The following is a 22,173-nucleotide window of genomic DNA, read 5'->3' as shown; positions in this document are numbered from 1 at the left end:
CCAATAATCTTGAAATAAGTGAAGTCCGTCTGCCACATTTGATGCACAAATGCTGTTTTATCTTTGAACTCATTAGCTGCTGAAATAAGAAAATGATTGGGTGCAGGAATCAAATCTCTTTGTTTTAATATCCTATAAACACTTGATTCAGAAATAAAAACACCTTGTTCATCTGTTGTTTTGTAAGCTAATTCTCTTGAAGAAAACTCGGTATGTTCCAACGCAATTTCTACAACCAGATCCTTTTGCTCTTGGGGGATACTATTCCACTGACTACGACAACTTCTTTTACTTGTTTCCAAGCCATCAAAGCCACTTTTGAGATAATTCTGGTACCATTTATAAAAAACACTTCGGGCAATCCCAAAACTATCTAAAGTACGTTTTACACAGATTTCATTCTGTGTGACTGTTTATATAATCTCGTATTTTTCACCTGCTGATAATCGCATATATTTCCTGTATTTATGGATTAATCCAGCATGTCTAAACTTTTTTTTACAATATCGTAGCGAAGAACTAGATCGGCTACAATTTCTTTCAGACGAGCATTTTCTTTCTTTAAATCTGAAACCTCATCACTTGTTGCTTCTCTGGTAATATCACCTGAAAGACGTTTTTTACCCGCTTCCATAAATTCTTTGTTCCAGGAATAAAACTGAGATTGGGCAATGTTGTGTTTACGGCAGAGTTCGACGACTGAAATCTCTGCTCGAAGGCCTTCCATTACGATTAGAATCTTTTGCTCTGAGCTGAAAATCCTACGGGTGTACTTACGAATGCCTTTGACAAATTTTTCAGTGCTCTTTTTCTTTGGAGTTTCCATAATTAAATTTAATGTTTTTAATGAAAACCCTCCTTAAGATTATAACTTTAACTGTCCACTTTTTGCTGACGATTTACAAAAAGGAACTACCTTTTAAGGTAGTCATTTATGGTTGATCATTAGCTGTAGATATGCAGCGAACAGGCATACTTATCAATGCTGTTCCATTTGAAGGTGATGCAGTAATGTATGCCGAACTATTATCATTACCAGTAAAATATAAAAAAGAGATCTCATCTAATGCTTGTCGAGTCGAAGTCCAATAACATAACCATTCAAGTTTGTGACTAACTGGTAAAAATATGTAATCATCAACTTCCGTAGTAGCTGTATTATTCTCTATATTAAACCAGCCCTGTACTTGGAAAGTTAATACTACTTCTGCATTCCTCTTGCTCCGAAATGTATTACCAAACCCAGCATTACCTGTTGTACCAACAGGACTTTGAATTGTGTTGTCCATTAATGTGTTATATTCTGTCTGTGTAGGTATACGAAAGTAGTTTGGGCAAGGATCATTTGCCACATTCTTTTTTGGACTTAACTCAGTGCCTGCGTTCCAAGATGTGAAGCTAGCGTTCAGTGCACTATTATCAATCCAAGTAGCTGGTGCACTTGTTGCCAAACCATCACGAAATGAAGTATAAGTATTTTGACCCCATTGATAATAATTTCCAGCAGAATAAATGTCTACATCTTCAGGAACACTAGCATCTGCTCCTACGTTTCTACGCATCCATACCTGTCCATTTATTGAAGCAACAAGCTGTCCATTTTCGACATAAAATCTATCTTCAGGAACTACAGTTAAGGCTATAGTATATTTTTTACCTGGTAGTAAATCTACGTCAGTTAGTAAGGGAGTAAGCCCTGCTGAAGGGTAAGTTACAGTTATATTTCCAATCTTTAAACTAGTTAAAGTAAGAAGACTTGTGACGCTTTGCGGTTTAATAAATATAGACGTAGACGTCACCTCTTCTGTCGATAGAGCAGGGAAATTTAATGTGTTTGTTGTCAGTACATTACCCCCTGTGTTTGTAATATTTTCAGATTGAAATGAAAAACTAAAATCACTAGTTTCTACATTCAAGTTAGCCCCAACGGTCTCTATATTATATCCTGTAGCTTCAGCATTAATGGTAACATTAATTTCCGTAAATTGAGGTTTAAAAATTATATTTAAATATTCTACTGCCTCACCAGATATAGTGAGATCCTTCTTAAAGAATAAAAATTGGTTACTAGCACCAAGGTTACTAGTAACAAGGTTAATAGCTGCAGAGGATATATTCACTTCAGGTGCAGTCGGTAAAAGAGTTGCACTACTCGAACTCACCGAGTATGCTACAAAAGTATAAGTAACGCCTCCGTCTAATTTTAGTGCATCTTCCTCATCTTCACTCCCACTTATATATTCTCGTTGTGTTACAAAATCTCCAGTATTTTTGTTATATACTAATAACCTGTAAATAAAACCTGGAGTAAATGGGCTAGTTGTAGCTTTGTTAATTGCTGAATAAATGGGCGAATTATCCTTTTTAATCTTATTGCTTACCGCTTTTGTTGGTTTAGAAGGTGAAATTACAGCTTCCAAATAATAATCCTTATTCAGGGAAATTGTTGAAATATTCGCTCTAGTAGTGCTGTTTGATGTAATTGAGGCAGACTTACCATTAATAATATTTCCTTCGTATTCCGTGTTGGCGAGGGCTGAGGACACATTAATCACAACACTTCTTTTCTCATTTATATTTAGTTTTGAATCTTTAGCGCAGGAAAATAAAAAACAAAAAGAAAATAAAAAGGAGACATATTTAAATATTAAAATAAAATTATAATTTGTTTTCATGATCTTAGTTTTTTATAAATAATAGTTTCACATTTTTGCTAATCTACCAGCTTAAATTTCCTGGAATATCATCTTCAGGAGTAAAGTCTTCTACAAGCACCTCACTATTTTCATTATAAGGTTTTATCACTGTAGAAGCAGCTGCTATGCCTTCCTCTATTTGTATAACTATAATATTAAAATGGGGTTTTATGTAGTGTTTTAATACGTTTATTTTTTTTTTCATATTAATGTATATTTTTTTTAATAAAAAATAAATGATTATTAATTAATAATAAATTTTTATAAAAACAATATGTTAATTTATTAAGATATGTTGTTTTACAAAAAAATATATCTTAATAAATAAACATATTAAAATGTAAATTGTTTTGAAATTTCGATATTCATGAACATTGTAAATCGTCAGCATAAAGTGGACAAGTAGGAATAAAAATATAAGGAACATTTTGTGAGACTAACATTCCCTTAAAGAGATAGACCTAAGTGTCCAAATTAGTTTGATGACGTACGACAATATAAAATTATTTTGTTATTAGGTAATAACCTATGAATGGAATAAAAAGTACGATTAATAAATTAGTTAATGATGAAGATAGTTTTTTATGTTTTTGAGGTTGATATATTCTCATGACACAATATCTAATAACTAGATAAAAATGAAAAATAATTAGTATCCAAAAGCGACAAAACAAGCTGTAGGATTATGGGAAGGTCTGTTAAAAAAGGAAACGGACAAAACGTTAAATAGATTTAAATAATAATATGGATTTTACTTTATTTCTTGAGGGGTTAATATCATTATTGATTAGTTTTTTAATATATTTTTTCTTGATTAGGAAAGAAAAGATTTCCTCTCAAGAAACAGGAAGGGAAGGTGTTACCTATGAAAATTATATTGGATTATGGGGTAGTGTTATTTTGTGTTTTATTCTTGGAGTAATATTAATTTTTAAATCATTAATCAATTAAAATATGGAAATTAACTTTTTTTTTGAATTGTTGTCATCTATTGTGCTTGTCTTAATTGGTTTAATGGCTAAACTTTCAAATAATGATGGATGGAGTAATATTAGAAAATATTGGTTTTTCTTTTTATTTATCGGTAGCATATCTCTTATTTATAGTGTTTACAAGTATTATTTAAAATAAAGAATAATAATTACCAGATTAGACCTTGAATAATTCAAGGAATTGCTATTTTCGGATTCTTCTTAAGCTTTTTTAAGGGAAATTTAAACACAGCCCAATCTTTCACAGGATTGGGCGTTGTTTGTATTATAAACCAATTAAGGGACCAGACTATAACTCATAACTATCTGTATAACCAACTATACTTCTTACATATATCCATTTAACTTCGAGTGCCAAAACAACTTTTTCAAATACATCTCTAAATACAACCGTCTTGCTGTCAATTTCTTTATGAATTTCTAATTTGATGTGTTGACACTCATCTATTATGTCAACAATTTTCAGTTTTACATCTACACATTCGACAACAAATTGAACACAATTGACATTTCTTACTCTCCATTTTATTGGCAAACTTTCTGGAAGATCTCTAGTGTCAAATTTAACGATCAATCGAACATCCAAACCTGTTATAATTGACACCTCCCTTAAAGTAAGATCTTCTAATCGAGGTTCTTTCTCTTTATAGATCCCCTTGATGATATCTCTATTTTCAATATTTAACAACAACATAATTATTTATTAAACGGATAATGATTTTTGGCATTAGTAAATTTACCTTTTCTTGTGTTTTCTTCAGGTCTGACATTGAAATGATGTGCCTACAGCAAATCTTCGTAGACTAATTAATAAAAAAGTAAATTAGTTTTACGATATGGAAAAGACCAAAGCTATTCAAGATTATTTAACCTTTCAAAAAAAAGTCCAAGTTTTAAAATATGCTCAAGCACGCGGTAAAAGCAAAGAAGCTTATGAACTATTTGGTGTTAAAAAGAGTACATTCTATAAATGGAGAAAAGTGGAGTTGCTACCTTTATGTGGAGGCAGATTTAAAAGAATAGGATTAAATTTGTTTATATATGAGAACATTTTTTGAGACTGTTTAGACCTATCAACTAAGTGTTTATTTTAGTTTTCATTTTTAATGTATTTTCTCCAATATTATATGCATAAACAGATGCTGGAATAAATGTTAATAATATATCACCTATTTCTTTAACACCTAATTTATTTATTGAAGTGACCATTGATGCTTTAAAATTATTGCTATTACAAAATTGAATTAAGCTAGATAATTCTTGAGGTTTCTCAAAATATCTATTACTCCATTTGATTTCGACTCCCCAACGAGGTTTAAACTTTTTATCATCAACTAAAACTAAATCTACTTCACCATCTTTCCAACGAGAATATGTCAAATCTAGATTTTCTCTATGCATCCATTGGGATAAAATAGCTGTTTCTACCATATTGCCCATTTCATCATCTGTAGCTTTTACAGGGGAAAATAAGGCTGTTCTCAAAGATGGATTAGTAAGATATACTTTAAAACTTGTTACCCTCTTTAGTCGCTTGGCATTAATATCTACTTTATTTAAAACTTTTATCAAAAAAGCAGCTTCGAGGTACTCTAAATACTTTTTTAAAGTATCTTTCTGTATACCACTGTCTCTTGACATTACTTCATATGAAAACTCGTTTCCAGTGTTATAAGCTATATACGTAAAAAAACGATTAAGTTCTTGAACATCTCTTATACCATATAAACTAGGTAGGTCTCGCAATAATACTTTATCAACGATATCACTCTTAACATAACGCCCCATATCATTTTGTATCTTTTCTGACAAAACAACTTCGGGATAACCTCCATAATTTAGATATTGTTGGAATTCTGAATTTAGCTCATCTATGTTAAGGGGTAAACAATACGGAATATTTTGTTTATCATATTCTATAGTACTCTCTGTTATTAAATGATTTTTATCTTTTAAATGAATAAATTCTTGGAAAGTTAAAGGCGGTAACATGAAATCGGTAAACCTTCCAGCCCCACTTTCTGTACTATGCCATTTTAAAGCAGCTGCAGCGGATCCTGAGACAATGAATTTAGTATCAGGATAAGTATCAACTAAAACTTTTAAATGTCGTTCCCAATCCTTTAAATATTGAATTTCATCAAAAAAGATATAAGTACCTTTTAAATCTTGTATCTGAAGTGATTCTAAACAGAGGTCCAATATATCCTGTAGACTTAATTGTACATATATTGGATTATCAATTCCAATAAAAAATATACGTTGTGGATTGATACCATCATTAATTAATTGATCTATTGTATGGAACATCATGACTGTTTTTCCAACTCGTCTAGGCCCCATCAATACTACAGCACGTCTAATATCTGTTTCTTGTACAAATGGATAAAACAAATCAAAATACAACCTTTTAGACATCTCCTTATAAAGGATAGGGATTTCCTTAGTTACCCACCAAGGATTTTCAAATTGTAATCGGTCAATAATTTTATGTACAGGAATAACACTAGATCTACTCATTTATTTTCTTATTTAAACAAATATAAGTAAAATAAATAGATTTAAATCTTCTTATTTTTGGTTTATTTTAACAAATAGATGAAATAATTTTATAAAAAAAGCTTAATTGAACCTTTTTGGAGACACTTATCTCTCCTTAAGGAAATAGACCTAAGTGTCCAATTTAGCTTGATGACGTACATTTTACATATTAATGTATCGTTACTTCAGATTATTTAAAGTATTTGTTAAACCATTCAGTAGGGATTTTATTTTTATCTGTGGTTTCCATTCCATATCCTGCGACCTCTTGTAATAAGTCAAATAAAACATAGTCAGTTCTATGAGCAATATTCATATAGCCACTTCTTGGTTGGTTCGTTGCTTCAATTACTCTAACATCACCTTTAGAATATTCTACAAGTGTTAACACAGATAAAATTTGTCCGTTACTGTTAAATTTTATATTGCTTTCAAGAATATTATACATCGTTTTTTAAGAAAATCTGTTATACAATAGATTTATGAATATAAATAAAACTAATGAAATACCTGTCGTTATTGAACCTTTTTTGAGATATATTATTAAAAAAGGAATTTATAACCGTTGCCCATTTTAGGCTTTATAAGCTTTTCATATTTACTTATTTCAGATTTTAAGTATTCTGTATATTCATTTTTCATAAATTCTCTAAATACATTAATATCTTTTTTATTTCTAGTGTCGATCAAAGCTTTAATATAGTCAGCTTTAGACTCTGAATTGACTATTGCTAAAGGAAGATTATAATATTGTTGTATGTAATTCATTAATAATCTTGATGATCTTCCATTTCCATCGTAAAAAGGATGTATTGAAACCATATTAAAATGAGCGTCAAAAGATAAATTTAACTGCTCTTCTAAAGTTAGATTCTGTTTCATTTTTTGATTGAGCGTAGATACTAATTCATTCATTAGTTTCTCTACTTTATCATAATTTGGAAAATATGTATCACCGGCTACTACATTTCCCTTTCTAAAATCACCTTTAGAAGCATCAATTCTACCAAATACAGTTTCATATATAGTACCCGTACCTTTTAGCACCAATCCTCCTATTTGTTGAATTAAGCTTATTGTAATAGGTTTTTTATTATTAGCCTGTTCAATAATATATAGAAGAGCATTATAATGATCCGATACCATTAGAGAATGTTCCAAAGGTTTTCCTTTAGGTGTTAAACCATCATTGATTAGAACCTCAGCTTCAATCTTTGTCAATGTTGAACCTTCTAACACAGTAGAATGATGAACTATTGATATAAAATTAAATTTATCGTGATCTATGGCATTGTCAATGCCAAGTTCTTTATATCTTTTTAAGATAGCTTGCATAGTTTTTTGAGATTATCTGCTATACTATAGCATTTACGAATATAGGTAAAACCAATGAACCACTAATCGTTACTGAACATTTTTTGAGACACTTATCTCCTTATAAAAGTACTATCAAATGTCCAATTTAGTTTGAATACGTACAGATCTAAATGCCAAATTAGAAGAGTGGGAAAACTTCTATAATTTCAATAGACCACATGGATCATTTAACGGAAAAACACCTTATGAAACATTGAAAAACAAACTAAAATAAGTAAGTTTAAAGTCTACGAAGAAACGAAGTACGACAACCGTGCATTAAATTACAAAACAATTGAGGAGTTTAATAATCAAAATAATATTTACAAGAATGTAGCTTAACTTAGACTGTAATTTTATTTGCATATCCAGAAGAGCTAAGGAGGTTTGAAGTACAGCAAAAAAAGAAGCTGTCTCATATTTACGAGGGCGCTGAAAACTATCCCTTAAAAAAGGGCTTATGAATTTCTATGTTCATAAGCCCTTTTATTTTGTCTATTTGAAATCTTATACATTTTAACCCCGCAAATAATCGATTGTCAAGGAGCTTAAACTACAGTTTTCAGCCTTTTTGGAAGCTCTAATTTTTTATTAGGTCTTTTTCAGTGCCCACTTTTTGAGACAGTCTCTTTACAAATTATTGTACTATAGCTAGATCTTAAACGTCAGTCCAAACTGTGCTGACTGAAAGAAATTATTGAAATTGTTAAGGTTAACATGAAATGAATTTATTGAATTACCTCCCAATCCATCGTCTTTGGAAGAATTAAAACCAATAATATTTGCAAAAGCAAAATTTATAGCAATTCTATTCGTTAAAAAATAATTTGCACCAATAGTAGCATCTAAATTATAATTATGAAGTTTATTGCTTACCTCTAAGTTAGTCCCCGATCTTTTTCTCTTCCCTGAAGAATAATTCCCTCCTATCTCGGTATATGTTTTGAAGCGATTGCCTAATTCCAAAAAATAATAACGACCAAATACGCCAATTCCATAATAATTTATATTTACAGAGCTTTGACCATAGTGAAAATTATTAATTTTGGAAGCATCACTTGATACATTAAACTTTAATCCTAGGGCAAACTTATCTGCAACAAAAGCTCCTACCTTTGGATTAAAATTAACTATCGTACGCTTATGACCAAAGTCATTATCATTATTAATCGTTGTATTAAAATTTCCTTCAAGGAAAAGATCCTTTTTCTTAAAACTACTAAGCTCTTGAGCTTTTGACGTTAAAGACAACCCGGTTACTACAGTTAAAATAAGTACTGCTTTTTTCATGAATTTTTAAATTAAATAATAAATAATAGTATAGAAAAAATAATTAAAACGTCAGTCCAAAGCAATCATAATTAGTAAAGTTTTTCTCATAATTAGTAATTATATTTAAGGCGTATAAGGACGTGATTACTCTGTCAATATAAAATAATAAATTTTAAAAAAAAATGTACTTAAAGAAAAAACAAGTTATTCATATTTAGCTATTTTAAAATAAAAACACGAAGTATGAAGCACAGATGAATACATAAAGATTATGCTTGGATGAACGTTTTGAACAGCAACCAGAGCTTTTTTGTCACACGCAGTAAAAGCAACATGAAATATACAGTGGTGAGAACATTTCAAAGTGAAGCACTCAAGGACAGCGGAGTTCTTCAGGATCAGATCATTGAACTTGACGGAGATGCTAAAAAGCACTATCAAGGAAAGAAAATGCGTCTAGTTCGTTTTTGGGACAGCATAAATAATGCTGAATATGAGTTCTTAACAAACAATTTCACTTGGAAAGCATCAACAGTAGCGGCCTTATATAAGGAAAGATGGGAGATTGAAACTTTCTTCAAACATCTAAAACAGCGTCTGAAAGTAACAAGTTTTGTAGGAACCTCAGAAAATGCTGTCTATATCCAAATTTGGACTGCATTAATAGGAATACTACTCTTTAAATACATTCAGAAAAAGGCTAAATACGATTGGAACTTATCCAATCTTGTGAGCTTTATTCGCTTGAATATATTTGTGAAAATTGATCTCTGGAAATGGGCAAACGATCCATTCTTTTCAGGTAAACCTCCTGATAAAATTGGACAGTTTAAACTCTTCTAAAACAATAGAGAGGGTATAATTTCAGCTTAAAACAGAAAACTTATCTAGAAGCTAGATAAGGAGGTATATTATATGTCTAAAATTTTTATTTAGGACACTTGTGAACTTAATATATTTATTCAATGCATATTACTACGTAAAGTTAATATAACCTGTTCAATCAAGGTAAATTACACTTAAAATAAGCAAACTATTTACCGACAGTCATTCTCCTTATTTCCTCATCCGTATGAGTATCCAAAATCTTTGCGTAGCGGTAGAAAGTAGCACGTGTCAAATTAAGTGCTGTATATATTTCCTCCGGACTCTTTTTGACATCTTTGTAAACTGAACGCATAAGTAATAATTTAGAAATGGTTTCTTTGCTATATCCCTTGGGCCTACCTCCTAGCCTACCACGTGCTCGGGCTGATTGCAAGCCAGCTTTCGTTCTTTCACGAATTAACTCTCGTTCATATTCCGCTAAGGATGCCATAAGATTCAGAAACAACCGGCCATTGATAGTACTAGTATCCACCCCATCGGTCAGCCCCTTTATGATAATGCCTTTTTCACTTAGCGACAATACCAAATCAATAATATGTTTTAAACTTCTCCCCAATCTATCAAGTCGCCAAACATAAAGCTCATCTCCTTCTCTAAACTGTTCGATCATCTTATCTAACTCAGGTCGACTCTTTGTCGAACCTGAAATTTTTTCCTCAAAGATCTTCTCGCAACCTGCCTTTTGAAGCGCTTCAATTTGCAAGTCTAAGTTCTGATCTTTAGTCGAGACTCTAGCGTATCCTATCTTCATAATTTTTCGCATAAACTCATGTATAATAAATTTATGAAATTTTATTTAAAGAGACGAGTTTTTAAGAAAATGAGAAAGTACCCCAGATTATTAACCCATAAACTTTTGTGTTTATAAACCAGGAATGGCCTACTGTCTCAATATACTACCGTATAATGAGACTTTGCATTTTCTCATTTATATAAGAAATACTATTTGAATAATTGGTAAAATGAACTCAAAATAAGAATTGAGGTAAATATTTTTATCACAATTGTCGATGCGGAGTATTGAACGCCTCTTTGGCCAAACCGCTGTTAGCACTCGTACTTTTAACCGAATATTTCATTCTCAAGCATTTTAAATACATCAGTATCTTCTGTTACTAAAGGTGCTATTGTATCTCTAATGAATGCACATTTATTATTTCCACATTGTGTTAAACTCAAAATTCTCTTGATTTCTGTAAAAATATTTCCACTTGCCGATTTTATGTCATCTTTTGGATTACCTCTTCCAACGCTGTCTGATAACGCTTTTTCTTTTGCATCTAAACAATTTTGCAATAAACCTTCTTTTCCAACAGATGCACATAATTTAGCTAATAGTTCGTCATCAAAAAGATAAGATTCGATATGTCTTTTTGATGATGTTTTCACACCTTTTTTTAACAACTCCTGTATTTCAGTGTCACTTTTATCATCTCTATCTATAAATTTTATAAGTGTTGATGATTTAAGAATATTGGACAACATCTTCACAGACTGATTTTCTACATTTTCAATTTCAGTTGAACTTCCTATTGAAACAAATTTTGTATCGTGATATTTATTCTCAAAAATTTTACCATAAACTTGAGCATCAAAATCTTTATATTTTCTACCTTGAGATGATCCTTCACAGAAAACGATAGTAGAAGGAGATATCAATTTTGAAAAATCTGCAAATGCTAAATCGAAAAACTTATCCCAAATTGCTTTATCAATTTTAGCAGGTTTCATAACCTCAGTTAAATCGAAATCACGATTATCAAAATCAAGAAAAACAACACTTCCAGGGTTTGTCACTTCAAGTTCTTCAGCTTGTTTTAACATACCTATTGAGTGAGTAGAAATCCATAATTGCGAATTATCCGGTGTAAGATTGAAAAGTTCTTTTAATACTTGAGCTTGTAGTCTAGTATGCATATGTGCTTCAGGCTCATCAATACAAAAAACTGCGTTAGGATAAAAAGAAGATTTAATAATCATATCCAATATCAAATCAAAAACAGATTTTTCACCTGCGGATAGATTCTTGTAATGAAAATCTTTAGAAACTCCTTTTTTAAAGTAGAAACTACCGTTAGATAATGGGTCGCCAATTGAGCTAAGATTAAGGTCTTCGAAAATAGAGGCTAAGGATGTTCTTATTTTACCAATGAGTTCATATCTTAATTGTTCAACAGTTTTAGTATCGTTAGATGTTTCAAAAACACCAGATAATGTTTGTGCAATAAGTCTTTGATAGTTTTCCGAGACTGTAATGTCATTTTGCATTAATGTTTGAAGCTTGATACTTGCTGTCGGGTCACTCTGGCTTTGCAAGTTAGAGATGGTAAAATCAGGTTCATTCCTATAAGCAGTTCTGAAATAAAATTTACCTTTCAATTCTTGTGCATTTGGATTATTAAATAACTCAACATTTACTTTGTTTTCATACCATTGTCCTGTTGAAATAATACCTTCTTTCTTCTCAAAATAATCCTGATTACCAACGGTACTATAACTCTTTAATTGATACCAATGATTAAATGCTTCAAAAAGAGAAGTTTTACCGCTACCATTTTGTCCAACTAGAATTATTAACCTAGCAGTTTCTGGAATATTAGAAATTGTCAAGTCAGTAAAACGTTTGAAATTCTTTATTTCGATGGTCTTAATTTTCATTGTTATCGTTTGGTTTCTTAGGATGAGTGCTAAAATAGGCCGCGTATTGGCGATAGTGGCGGATTAGAAAGCCGAAACTTTCAATTTAGCATAAGCTAAGTAACAGCCTTTTATTATTTTCTAAAATAATAAAAAAAGGAAATATAAAAGCTGTTGCGACAAAAAAAGAGAAACTTTCAATTTCTCCCTTAAACCGCCATTTTGCCAATACGAGGTTATAGATAGCAATCGAGTATTTCGTTCAATAAATGATTTTGTATAGCTTTTCCAGTACCCTTATTTTGAGGTACCCAATTGATTCTACCAACTTGTTTTTTTATAACTCTTTCAAAATCTTTTGGATCGGAAATTTTGTTCAGCAAGTGTGGGAAAGCCCTAATTATTGCTCCAAAGCCATTAGTTTTAAGTAATTGACTTTTTCTAATTTTTAATACATATTCTGCGTGTTTATCAATTTCTTTATTATTTGAGAATACTAACGGTACAGACCAATCTTCTGGGAAATTAATTTGATAAGCTTTAAAATACCAAAATAAGTAATTGAAAATTTCTTGAGCACTCTTCTCTTTTAAGTCCGTTTTAGAAATAGAATCTTTAACGTAATCTATAAAGAATGCCTGAGAGATGCTTCCACTTCCTACTCCTAGCATTTTTATTTGTCTATATAATGGACTCTTTTTGTCTTTATATAGTAAATTACAAATGTTGTGAAATTTTGAAATTTCTTTATGCTTTTCATTGTCAATTTGAGAGTATAAATCATATATCAAGGATTTATTAACAGCCTTTTGCTTACCATTGATATCTGCAAATAATTTAGCTGCAGTCTCAATCGATATATTAAAAAGAATAATAGCTGGTACTTCAAATTCTTCTAATAAATCATTGTCTAATAATGATAAACCTCCTAATCTATGTTGTCCATCTATAATATTAAAGTAGAAATTTTCCGGAAAATTAAAAAAACCAATTTCATTATTTTCTGCAGATAGAATTTGCTCTTCAATATCAATTCTATTTGATATATCTGCGGAAATTAATACAGTATTAGGAAGAAAGTTTGTGATATCACTTTCTATGTAATTTTTAATATTGGTTATACGATCGATTTGTAATCTTCTCTGTATACCTTCTTCATTAGATTGAATTTCAACACCTTTTCTTCTAACATCTTGAATGTACTTTTTATTTTTTAAAACAACATCTTCTTTTTCGAAATCAGAATAAGGTTCTCTAAAATGAAAATTTAATCTATCAATTAAATTCTTAGCATTGAATTTAACCACATAAAATGTTTCGCTACGTTGTTTGATTTTTATATATGGAATCTTCATTACTCAGGAATTGTTAAAGTTTCAGTTTGATTATTTGTAGTAAGAATATTGGGATTTGTCTCAACAACACTAGATAAGTCATTAATTTGTACTAATCTAGATTTACCTCTAGTTATTAACGGTAATAATAATAGTAAAATTACATCTGTTAAAATGAAGAATATTGAGGATCCAATTACTGATAAAAGTATATTTCTTAAAGCATCTTGATTTTTAGAATCTTTAATAGTATAATAGTAAATTCCAGATCCAACTAATATAAATGCAAATAAGATCCACTTAATAATATCATTTTTCCCTAAACCAAATGGTTTAAGAATCTGAGCTCTAATTTTCAGATCATATGAATAAATATCCTTATTCTCTGTACTGAAAGGGAAGATGTAAATTCTAGTTTCACCTATATGCTTGCAATAAATTGCGAATGAATTATAAACATTTACAAGTTTTTTAAAAGAGATGTTTAACAAATTATCAACGGTCAGATCTCCAATAGCAATAATTTCTAATGTTATTGAATGGTCGTTTACTAAGTCATTCTTTTGATTTGAGTTTTTAAACGCAAAAATTTGAACATTCTTTTCGGTATAATAACTGTGAATTGAATTCTTTGGTTTTAAAGATTTAACACCACTATATTCAAGTTGTTCCCATTTATCTCTACATTTCTTTAAATATTGCGTATCAGAAAATTCAGCCTTAAGTTTTTCATTAACAATGTCTACGATATTTTTTTTTGATAAAAAATTGTATCTCTTTTTTATTTCAAACGTAAATTTTATGACATTCATTTTTAGTTATATGGTTTTTATAATATCGTCTAATGGCCCAGCGACGCAAAGCCCGTGTTAGTGGCAGTTTAAATTTCTCCCCAATATTGCAATGCTAATTGAGATCTAGTAATTTTAGGTTTATACCCAAGATTTGTTAAACATTTATTTCCGAGTTTATTATTTAGCTTTTGATATTCTTTTAGCGAATATGCATATCCAATGATAATTTTGCTTATTTTAAAATATGGAATAGTTTCAATATTTGTTGGGATTAAAGGTAATTCTAAATAACGTATATTTTTGTTATTAATTAGGTTGTTATTTTCCATATATTTTGGTTTAATTAATTCCGTTAAAACCAGGTTTTTAGCATCAATATTTCTAGCATCAAAAAGTAATCTAATTTCCTCTTCATTTGAGTACAAAACATTCTTATGGAAACTAAATATTTTTGACAAATCAAAATTTATTAAATACTCATCAGGGTTTATTTTATTCAATATTTCTTTAAGTATTCCAAATTTACTATGTGAACTCCCTGCTTTACGAAGTTTGGCATATTGAATTTTACTCATATGGAAATTTATCCAATTAATAGGATTATTTATTATATCAAATTCAATGCAAACTCCATAACCATTGTCCCCATATAACCTCCATTGATTAAACTGATCATTAAATCTCTCTTTGTCTAAAATTTCACCAGAAGAAAATGACATAGAATATAGATTTTCCTTTATTGTAGGTAAGTCAGATAAATAATTGTTAAATATTCTACTTGAAAAATCAAATTCGATAGGGTCATTCATATTATATAAATTATATAATCTTAGATTATTTGAATTTATTATGCCCTCTGCTGATTCTAAACTTGTAAAATGTATTGGATTTTTTAATCCTTTTTTCAAAAAGTAACGGCTTTTTGAAAAAAAATTATTTTCTTCGGAGATAAGTATATTGATCTTTTGTTTTTTAGTTTTTTCACAATTATCAAAATAAATTCTTAAAGCATTTTCTATTGGGAGAAAATGCTTTAAGAATTTAATTAGTTTCTCTAGATGCTCTGTCATAAAATTGCCACTAAAGGCTATATTAGCGAAACCAATATACAAAAAGTTTCGCTAATCATCCTATAGCCGTATTTCGCTAAAAGATTAACTTAAAGGTGCAAGTGTTTAAAAATAAACACACTTAATTAAATTAAAAATGGGTAAATCGAAATAAATGGCAGTATTCTATTTATATTCAAATTTGTATAGCGAAATAATATATATGGACATTATTTACCAACTAGTATGAAAGCTTAAATAAGCTAACTCCAAAAGTCTCAATAAACCCTGATTTGTATTTTTCAGAATCAATCTCTAAAAGTAAACACTATACAACCTAGGAATGAGTGAATATACATTTGATGACCAGTTCTTGGTATTATATAAAGATAGGATTAGACTTTAAATCAAGAAATAGCCCTAACAGAATTTTTATAACTTACACAGTTTCTGGTACAGTGCCAAAAATTAATTGTAATAATTAAAGCTATGAATCAAATTTTTAAAACAACTCTTTTCTTTATACTTGCATTTTTAATGCTACACAAAACGCAAGCTCAAACAATTGTACCATTTTATAATATTGGATCCACTAATATTTTACCTAATTCATCTTTAATTAATTCAAGTGAAGCACACACACGTATTAATGATCTATTAGGAGGGATAGCTTCCGAACATGATAAAAAGTACATTTACTATAAGGGACAATATTATTTTAAGGATAATCTAGTTATCAATATTCAAGCAAAATCATATCCTCCAAAAACATCCCGATATAAATTATTGTCTGAAATAAAAAAGGGATATAATGCTTTTTTTTCACAGGAAATGAGCCCTGGTACATATTTTTTAGATATAAAAAATATAAATAACTACCATGTTTTTATTAACTATATAATTAATAATAATACATCAAAAGATGCTGTTATTATCGATGATCAGGGAAGATATATGGTGTCTATTAGTGTATATGGCGCTAAGGATTCGAATAGTATTCAGAAAGCTATAGATATGCTTAATCAAATAACAAATAGCATTATTTTTGTTGTAGAATAATAAAGGTAACTTTTTTGAAAAGATATATACAATTAAAAGTATACAAAGTCATTAATAATCAATAGATTATTAATGACTTTTGTTTTATATGTGTAACCTTATCATTTGACACCAATATCTACTTCCTTAACGAGAAATTAGTCTCAATAAACCCTCGTTAAGATTTAAAGTAGAGACTCAACTACGTTGGGAAATCTTACAATTTAACAACAAAAAAAAGTATTTAAATAAAATTACTTAGCTACTACTAATTTTATTTGTAAGTCTAATAGTATAGCTACTATAGTTTTTATAGCTTAGGGCATAATTTATTAGATTAAATATTTTTATGATTAGAGTGACAAAATACTATGCTTTCAGCGTTGTACTCTGTATTTTTTTAGGATTACAAAGCTGTGATAAGACACAATTAGTAGATAATTTGAAAAGTGAACAGCCTGTTTACTTCGATATTAAAGATAAGATTGCAGGCTTAGGGAATAATTCTAGGCCCATTGATGCATTTTCTTATGGTATTTTTATACTTACAGCAAATAGTGGTACCTTCAATAATAACGTCTTAGAGACTAATCGGGAATATCATCATGATGGCAGCAGCTCTGTGTCAACGCTCGTCGGCAATCAAATTTTTTACCCGCAGCAACAGGCAATAGATATTATAGGATATGCTCCTTATAGATCCGGAATATCGTCAACATACTCTATTGATATTCGTAATCAAATTGATATTAAGGCTATTGACTTCTTGTATTCCAACAGTAATAAGAATATTAATAAACAAAGTGCGGCTATCTCTTTAGCATTTGAACACCAACTAAGTATGGTTAATTTTCATCTTCAGAAATCGAAAAGTTCTTCGATTGATCTTAACAACCTAATCATTTCTTTAGAAGGATTTTACGATCAAGCAGCTTTTGATTTGGCTACAGGAGTAATTGTTAACAAGCAGCTGGCTACGAACCCAATAGTAATAGGGGCAGCAAGAGAAGGAATTGTAATTCCGCATGAAAATATAAATAATAGGTTCTTTAAGTTTAAACAGGGTACTTCAGAATGGATTTATAAGCTTCCTTCTATCGATATATTTGAAAAAGGTAAACAATATGACTATCTCATAACTATAAAGGATAATAATCTAACCGTTGAATTATCTTCTGTGGCTCCTTGGGTACTAAATTCAAATATACCTGTAGAAGGTGTAATAAGCAGCCAACCTGTTGAATATGCTTATATACCAGCAGGAAAATTCCTAATGGGAGCACCTGACACGTCTGCTACTAGCGTTACAGACAAACCTCAACATTGGGTGAAATTCAGTAAAAGTTTCTATATGAGTAAATATGAAACTACAGTTGCACAATATGCTGAATTCTTGAATGCTATTGGGGTGACATCTGATGGGGATGAGGGTTATGTCTTTCATAATTTCAACGGGAAATCAACTTATTTGTTTTATTCACGGGATGAGAGTACACCATATTTTGAAAACAATAAATGGGAAGTAAAACGAGGTCGTGAAAATTACCCAATGGCAGGTACCACGTGGCACGGAGCATTTGCTTATGCTCAATGGAAAGGTGGTACTTTACCGACAGAAGCCCAATGGGAATATGCGTATAGGGCGGGAACACAGACAAAATTTTTCACAGGAAACTTTGCAAGTGACTTAATGTCCTATGGCTACTTTTATAACAATACAGGAGGTTTTATTCAACCAGTGGGGCAGAAACTGCCAAACCCTTGGGGCTTATATGATATTGCAGGGAATTTATTAGAATGGTGCTTAGATGGCCCTCGTAATAATTCGATATCTTCCTATGTGCCGGCTAGTGATGAATTCAATCCCCATATTGATCCTGTAGGAATAATAAGTGACACGGGAAATGCTTATTACCGTGGAGGTAATTACTCTTCACCTGTACAAACAGCATCAGCATATTATAGAAATAGTGTTAGTAGATCATATTCTGCTTGGCAAATAGGCTTTCGAATAGTAATTAATCCTTAAAATAATATAATTTTATGCAGAAAGCATTAACAATTTATTAATAATTATTTTACTAATGATAAAAAATATAAATAAACCGTATTACGAGAAGTATATAAAGTTAATTCATAATGAACTTAGAATATAAGATCATTATGAACTAAGATCAAATTGTAAATACCTCAATAAATTAGTAAGCAACAGTAAATAAAGTTTTATTAAATTTTTCTTCTTCAATTTCGTCTACTACTGCGACAGCTAGATCTTCAACCGAAATAAAACTTTGCCCCCTCTCGTCGAAGATTGGTGTCATTGTTCCATATCGATATTTTTCTGTTCTTCCAGTTGTAATGCCCGGATGCATTTCTAATGCTGGAGATAAATAAAGCCAATCCAATGAGGTTTCTTTTTTCAATAGATTAAAGTATTCTCGTGCAGCTCTAGCTACAGGTTTGAAAATTTCAGGAAACTCATCGGTATCCACTGCTTGTATTGATTCCGTAACATATAAGCTGCCTGCTCCACCGATAACGATATATCGTTTTACTTTTGATTTGATTGCAGATTTTTGAATTGATAATGAGCCTTTTACAAAATCTTCATGCATGTTGGGATTTCCCCATCCTGAGCTATAAGCACTTACCAATATATCATACCCTGTAATATTTTGGGCTAATTTATCTGTATCAAAAATATCAACATTTAAATAAGTTAAATTTTCATTTTCTGATATTTTATTGTCTCTCGATATTCCCAATACATCATAATTTCTATTAACTAGTTCATTAATGATTTTGGATCCTACGAATCCAGTAGAACCTATAACTGCTACTTTCATATTATATTAATTTTAATGTTTATACAAAAATAATTCATAGATGATTACTTTAAGTTATGTATTACCTATTGGTAAGTAATTACTAATAAGTAACTATCTTAGGGTTCAAAATTTTTATTATGAAAAAATATAGTATACCTATTTCAGAGCAATGTAAGTCTTCGTTAAAAGGAATTGAGGATGTCCAAGAAATAATGGGTGGTAAGTGGAAATACTTAATAATTTCTACCCTATTTTTTTTAGGTAAATTAAAATTTATGGAAATATGTAGGCAGATAGACAAAATATCGCCTAAGGTTCTTTCTAAAGAACTAAAAGATTTAGAGATAAATCAATTAGTTACTAGGACAATATGCGACACTAAACCTATCACTGTTGAATATGAATTAACTAATCTTGGGGAGAGCTTACATACTATAATTATAGAAATGGGGAAATGGGGTATTGCCTACAGGGGAAGTATTTTAAAATAAATAATTTCAAACTAATAATCATTAGTTTGAAGTCTCAATAATCCCTGGTGATATATGATAGCACATAAAGTAAGGAGTAAGCATTAACTCAATTTAATACTGTATAATTCATTGACAAGCTTGGTTCTCTTAGATCCTACTGGCTCATCTTTCAATAATTGCTCGATCTCAATAAACCTATTGGCTTTATCTAAAAATATCCTTGTTTCAAGTTTTTCTGAAAACCAATTTGCGAAATCTATAAACTCGGGATCATTCATATTATAGATAAGATCTTCTGCAATGCTTTTAAACTCCCAGTTTGAATTTTCCTGCTTATCAAAATCCAAAAACTCCTTTTCTAGAAACTTATCTAACAAATATGTATTTGAGAAAAAGGTCAAGTGCAATTTATGCTCCGCTTCTTTCAGTTTATTACTCTTAAATAAAACGAATGTCCATTCAAATAAAAAAATCGGATAACAACTGTCATCAGGAAAATTCTTATTAAACCAATTAAAATACCGCATAGCTCCTTTGAAGTCGGATATTTGAATATAGAGTGCCGGAATCAAATACCTTATTCCTTGCCCATCACGATACCAACCTCCCCATTGCTTTTTATCCAATAAGAGTGCTTTTTTATATTTATCGATCTTCAGCTTTATTCTATCAATTTGCTTTTCTGTCATTGCTTATTATTTATTAGCTGTATTGATCTTAAAACCTATTTCCCTTCTAGTATTGTCAATAGTTTTTGATTCAAATATAATTTTTCTTTACCAACTTTTACGGATTCTAAGATTCCACTTTCTTCTAGTGCAATTAAGTAATTACCAACAGTTTTGGCTGTACCAAGGTTCTCATCAATTAGATTTTGACGTTTAGTGTAGGGTAGTCGAAATAATATCTCTATCAAATCCTTAGAATATATTTTCGGAAGCTTTACTTTAATCTCTGCAGTCATTTCCTCCATAGCATTAGTGATTAGACTTAGACGATCTAATCCTTTCAATGCAGTATGTTCAATCATATCTAACATATATATAATATAATCTTCCCAATTGTTGTTTTCCGTCACGCTTTGCAGTTTAGTATAATATTCACTTTTGTTCTGAATAATATAATCACTTAGATAGATTGCAGGAACTTCCAAGAGTCCAGAAACTTTTAAATACAACAAAAGTAAAATCCTACCTGTTCTCCCATTTCCATCAGCGAATGGATGAATAGCTTCAAATTGATAATGCAATAATGCCATTTTTATTAAAGGATCTATTTCATTATCCTCATTAATAAAACGCTCAAGATTAGCTAATTTTTCTCTAATAACGTCTTCACCACTAGGAGGTGTATAGATAACTTCTCCCTGAGTATTACTTAGGGTTGTTCCTGGAGTAACTCGAATTGAAGCACAATTCTGTTTAATACATTGAACAATTTTAACACAAAGATTTGTTGTAATAAATGGCTTACTTTTAAGCTCTTCTAATCCTAGCCAAAGTGCTTCCTTATAGCTTAAAACCTCTTTTGTTGAAAAATTTTCAATCTTTTTATCAGAAACATAAGATTTATAAAGGTCATCATTGGTTGTTATAATATTTTCAACTTCTGAACTTGCTTTTGCTTCTTGAAGATAAATTGTATCAAGAAATAAAGTAGGATTAGGTAAATTCAATAACGTCCCATTAAGTTGAGCTAAGGCACGACCTGCTGAAATTGTTTTACGTAAAATTGCTTTAGTCTCAATATCTACATTTGGAGGTAATAAAGGCAAATCATTATAAGGAACTCTTCGATCAAATCTACTCATAGTATATAAGGGTAAGTTTTACTTCTATGTTTAAAACAAGGGTAAAAATAATAAAAAAATACCCTTATTAAATATTCGAGTGTAAAAATTATTTCTGTTACAGAACTAGTAGTATAATTTAGTCTCACAAAACCCTAACTAAAGCTTCTATAAAATGGAATTATTTCGAGATGTCCTTGTACGTCATCAAACTAAATTGGACACTTAGGTCTATCTCCTTAAGGAGAGATTGTTGTTATAAATTTAGTAATTTTTGTTGATTATACAATTGCCTTCTATTCTCAATAGAATTCATTTTGATCTGTTCTCTTTTTCTTAAAATTTGATCTGTTCTACCGAAATAGACATCAGCTGGTGTTAAATTTTTCAGTGATTCATGATAACGTTTATTATTATAATTGTCTACAAATTCTGTTAAAGCTTCGATGAGCTGCTCGGGATGATAAAAATGATTGAGTTTGACTA

23 protein-coding genes and 1 pseudogene are annotated in these 22,173 nt (G+C 30.2%); 5 read left to right on the top strand and 19 right to left on the bottom strand.

Annotation, left to right across the window (positions count from 1 at the left end):
* The 6 genes and pseudogenes from IP023_RS14695 to IP023_RS15985 form a co-directional block, all read right to left on the bottom strand.
* On the bottom strand, positions 1-302 hold a 302-nt coding region (locus IP023_RS14695; protein WP_241791169.1), incomplete at its 3' end, for a helix-turn-helix domain-containing protein.
* Between the two features lie 170 nt (positions 303-472).
* On the bottom strand, positions 473-826 hold the full coding sequence (locus IP023_RS14690) for a transposase (RefSeq protein ID WP_241791168.1): 354 nt from the start codon (positions 824-826) through the stop codon (positions 473-475).
* 106 nt (positions 827-932) lie between these two features.
* Positions 933-2,675 carry an FISUMP domain-containing protein gene (locus tag IP023_RS14685; protein WP_241791163.1) on the bottom strand — a complete coding sequence of 581 codons (1,743 nt, stop codon included), beginning with the start codon at positions 2,673-2,675 and terminating at the stop codon, positions 933-935.
* A gap of 43 nt (positions 2,676-2,718) precedes the next feature.
* A complete protein-coding gene (locus tag IP023_RS14680; protein ID WP_241791162.1) occupies positions 2,719-2,901 on the bottom strand; it encodes a hypothetical protein in 183 nt (60 codons plus the stop codon).
* A 1,076-nt stretch (positions 2,902-3,977) separates the two neighbouring features.
* Positions 3,978-4,382, bottom strand: coding sequence for an Imm50 family immunity protein (locus tag IP023_RS14675; RefSeq protein ID WP_241791161.1), 405 nt, complete (start codon positions 4,380-4,382; stop codon positions 3,978-3,980).
* A 2-nt stretch (positions 4,383-4,384) separates the two neighbouring features.
* Positions 4,385-4,456: pseudogene (locus IP023_RS15985) on the bottom strand (hypothetical protein); the annotation flags it as partial.
* 68 nt (positions 4,457-4,524) lie between these two features.
* Here IP023_RS15985 and IP023_RS14670 point away from each other — a divergent pair.
* Complete coding sequence (locus IP023_RS14670; protein ID WP_241791159.1) at positions 4,525-4,746, top strand: hypothetical protein; 222 nt, start codon at positions 4,525-4,527, stop codon at positions 4,744-4,746.
* 19 nt (positions 4,747-4,765) lie between these two features.
* Here IP023_RS14670 and IP023_RS14665 read toward each other — a convergent pair whose 3' ends face one another.
* From IP023_RS14665 to IP023_RS14645, 4 genes are all read right to left on the bottom strand, one after another.
* Entirely contained in the window at positions 4,766-6,208 is a 1,443-nt protein-coding gene (locus IP023_RS14665) for an ATP-binding protein (protein ID WP_241791157.1), read from the bottom strand.
* A gap of 211 nt (positions 6,209-6,419) precedes the next feature.
* On the bottom strand, positions 6,420-6,677 hold the full coding sequence (locus IP023_RS14660; RefSeq protein ID WP_241791155.1) for a hypothetical protein: 258 nt from the start codon (positions 6,675-6,677) through the stop codon (positions 6,420-6,422).
* A 95-nt stretch (positions 6,678-6,772) separates the two neighbouring features.
* Positions 6,773-7,564, bottom strand: coding sequence for a Fic family protein (locus IP023_RS14655; RefSeq protein ID WP_241791154.1), 792 nt, complete (start codon positions 7,562-7,564; stop codon positions 6,773-6,775).
* Between the two features lie 672 nt (positions 7,565-8,236).
* Entirely contained in the window at positions 8,237-8,875 is a 639-nt protein-coding gene (locus IP023_RS14645) for a hypothetical protein (protein ID WP_241791150.1), read from the bottom strand.
* 261 nt (positions 8,876-9,136) lie between these two features.
* On the opposite strand from IP023_RS14645, the gene IP023_RS14640 reads away from it, so the two are divergent.
* Positions 9,137-9,700, top strand: coding sequence for an IS4 family transposase (locus tag IP023_RS14640; RefSeq protein ID WP_241791148.1), 564 nt, complete (start codon positions 9,137-9,139; stop codon positions 9,698-9,700).
* A gap of 190 nt (positions 9,701-9,890) precedes the next feature.
* Here the strand turns inward: IP023_RS14640 and IP023_RS14635 are convergent, their stop codons facing one another.
* The 5 genes from IP023_RS14635 to IP023_RS14615 all read right to left on the bottom strand — a co-directional run bounded on the left by IP023_RS14635 (position 9,891) and on the right by IP023_RS14615 (position 15,580).
* The gene (locus IP023_RS14635; RefSeq protein ID WP_317224559.1) at positions 9,891-10,496 is read right to left on the bottom strand and encodes a recombinase family protein; all 606 of its coding nucleotides are present in this window, start codon (positions 10,494-10,496) and stop codon (positions 9,891-9,893) included.
* A gap of 311 nt (positions 10,497-10,807) precedes the next feature.
* On the bottom strand, positions 10,808-12,403 hold the full coding sequence (locus tag IP023_RS14630; protein WP_241791147.1) for an AAA family ATPase: 1,596 nt from the start codon (positions 12,401-12,403) through the stop codon (positions 10,808-10,810).
* Positions 12,404-12,618: 215 nt separating this feature from the next.
* Positions 12,619-13,737 carry a DGQHR domain-containing protein gene (locus IP023_RS14625; protein WP_241791146.1) on the bottom strand — a complete coding sequence of 373 codons (1,119 nt, stop codon included), beginning with the start codon at positions 13,735-13,737 and terminating at the stop codon, positions 12,619-12,621.
* Positions 13,737-14,528 (bottom strand): hypothetical protein, encoded by a 792-nt coding sequence (locus IP023_RS14620; RefSeq protein WP_241791144.1) that lies wholly within the window; start codon positions 14,526-14,528, stop codon positions 13,737-13,739. The genes IP023_RS14625 and IP023_RS14620 overlap by 1 nt, the downstream gene beginning before the upstream one ends.
* Before the next feature lie 68 nt (positions 14,529-14,596).
* Entirely contained in the window at positions 14,597-15,580 is a 984-nt protein-coding gene (locus IP023_RS14615; protein WP_241791142.1) for a DUF2971 domain-containing protein, read from the bottom strand.
* Between the two features lie 468 nt (positions 15,581-16,048).
* Here IP023_RS14615 and IP023_RS14610 point away from each other — a divergent pair, with 468 nt between their 5' ends.
* Positions 16,049-16,618, top strand: coding sequence for a hypothetical protein (locus IP023_RS14610; RefSeq protein WP_241791140.1), 570 nt, complete (start codon positions 16,049-16,051; stop codon positions 16,616-16,618).
* Positions 16,619-16,946: 328 nt separating this feature from the next.
* Complete coding sequence (locus IP023_RS14605; RefSeq protein WP_241791139.1) at positions 16,947-18,626, top strand: SUMF1/EgtB/PvdO family nonheme iron enzyme; 1,680 nt, start codon at positions 16,947-16,949, stop codon at positions 18,624-18,626.
* A gap of 169 nt (positions 18,627-18,795) precedes the next feature.
* Here IP023_RS14605 and IP023_RS14600 read toward each other — a convergent pair whose 3' ends face one another.
* Complete coding sequence (locus IP023_RS14600; RefSeq protein ID WP_241791137.1) at positions 18,796-19,443, bottom strand: NAD(P)-dependent oxidoreductase; 648 nt, start codon at positions 19,441-19,443, stop codon at positions 18,796-18,798.
* Positions 19,444-19,562: 119 nt separating this feature from the next.
* On the opposite strand from IP023_RS14600, the gene IP023_RS14595 reads away from it, so the two are divergent.
* Positions 19,563-19,916, top strand: coding sequence for a winged helix-turn-helix transcriptional regulator (locus IP023_RS14595; protein ID WP_241791136.1), 354 nt, complete (start codon positions 19,563-19,565; stop codon positions 19,914-19,916).
* 83 nt (positions 19,917-19,999) lie between these two features.
* Here the strand turns inward: IP023_RS14595 and IP023_RS14590 are convergent, their stop codons facing one another.
* The 3 genes from IP023_RS14590 to IP023_RS14580 form a co-directional block, all read right to left on the bottom strand.
* Positions 20,000-20,587, bottom strand: coding sequence for a hypothetical protein (locus IP023_RS14590; protein WP_241791134.1), 588 nt, complete (start codon positions 20,585-20,587; stop codon positions 20,000-20,002).
* A 35-nt stretch (positions 20,588-20,622) separates the two neighbouring features.
* Positions 20,623-21,708 (bottom strand): Fic family protein, encoded by a 1,086-nt coding sequence (locus IP023_RS14585; protein WP_241791133.1) that lies wholly within the window; start codon positions 21,706-21,708, stop codon positions 20,623-20,625.
* Between the two features lie 235 nt (positions 21,709-21,943).
* The coding region (locus IP023_RS14580; RefSeq protein ID WP_241791132.1) for an IS3 family transposase at positions 21,944-22,173 on the bottom strand (230 nt) is incomplete at its 5' end.

The organism is Sphingobacterium rhinopitheci (assembly GCF_022627575.1).
Classification (GTDB): domain Bacteria; phylum Bacteroidota; class Bacteroidia; order Sphingobacteriales; family Sphingobacteriaceae; genus Sphingobacterium; species Sphingobacterium rhinopitheci.
This window is presented reverse-complemented; position numbering and strand designations above follow the sequence as displayed.